Here is a 1,464-nt window from a genome sequence, read left to right as displayed (position 1 = left end):
GTAAGCGAGGATTATCGATGGGAATGGCCTTGATTAAATCCTGATCGAATTTTTTTGCAATGGGTTTTGGGCAAATCGAAATCCCTAAGTTTTCGCCAATCATTCCATTAATAAAACCCCACTCAGATACTTCAAAAGCAATTTTCGGACGAAAACCGGCTCGTAGGCATTCTTGAATAATAAGGTCATGAATAAGCTCTTGCTTAAATAGAATGAAAGTTTCGTTTTGTAACTCTTTCATTTCAACTTTATCCCTCTGGGCTAATGGGTGGGAATGATGGACGAAGAGCGACAATTCTTCATTCACAAAGGGGACAGCATCAAACTCCTTTTCATCCGCCGGCAACATAACCACACCAAGATCTAAAATCCCGTCTTTGACGTCCTGTTTCACCTTTTTTGAATCATCTTCAGAAATTTTTATTGTGATATCGGGGTATAGATTATTAAACCCCTTAATGATTTTGGGGAAAAATAGAAACCCAATAATTGGAGGTATACCAATTTTTATTTTTCCCTTTTTTAAGTTCATTAAATCATATAGGTGCATCGATAAATCATTTAGCGATTCCATAATTATTTCCCCTTCGGCTAAAACAATTTCGCCTGCGTCCGTTAATTCAATTTTCTTTGCGGAACGGTCAATCAGTTCTACATTTAATTCTTCTTCCWAACTTTTAACTACTTTACTTATTGTAGACTGCGACAGATGGAGGGATTTGGAAGCCTTAGTAAAACTTTTGTATTTGGCTACTTCTATAAAGTAAGTGAGGTGACGTATATCCATAAAGGTAATCTCCATTCTATGAAATTTATATATTATTTTTATTCCTTTCATTCATTTTACTCATACTAATTTGAGATGTATACAAATAAGAATACATTTTAATCCATCTTTTTCAAAATGGATTCTTTTTATTTCTCTTAAATGCTGGCTTTTGGATATTTTTGTTGTTTCGTTATTCCAAAGCGACACTAGCTACCGCAAGTACTTGCGCTTAAAATGTGAATTTATCTAGTATGTTTCAGCTGAATTCCCTTCTTAATCATGAAAAAAAGGAATGTATGTCATGAATTATATATATTGTACGAATGGTGAAGCCTRAGTTATAGTTGTTTCTGTCAAGTGCACTAGATATTATTTCAATATATCTATATTTATTATTAAAGAAAGGGTATACATGGTGTAACTAAAGCTAGGGAAAAGAGATGAAGTTTTAAGGTTAAATATCATTATAGGTATCTTTGGTTATCGTATATTGAGAAGAAACCTTCCACTAAACAAATAGAGAATAAAGAGGTAGAAACGAAATGGATATATTGGGTATATTTGGGATATTGTTAGGTATATTAACAATTATTCTCTTTATTATTAAAAAGTTCAATATCATAATTGCTGCACCCATAGCGACGATTGTCGTGTTGCTGTTTAACGATGTACCTATACTAGAAACAGTATTTGGC

At 33.0% G+C, this 1,464-nt stretch carries 1 protein-coding gene; it reads right to left on the bottom strand.

Annotation, left to right across the window (positions count from 1 at the left end; translation table 11 throughout):
• Positions 1–787 (bottom strand): LysR family transcriptional regulator (locus AC1DUW_RS28660; RefSeq protein WP_477644164.1); only part of this gene is annotated, 787 nt, incomplete at its 3' end.
• Positions 788–1,464: the final 677 nt, after the last annotated feature.

This window comes from Peribacillus sp. P4_C12 (assembly GCF_056402095.1).
This window is presented reverse-complemented; position numbering and strand designations above follow the sequence as displayed.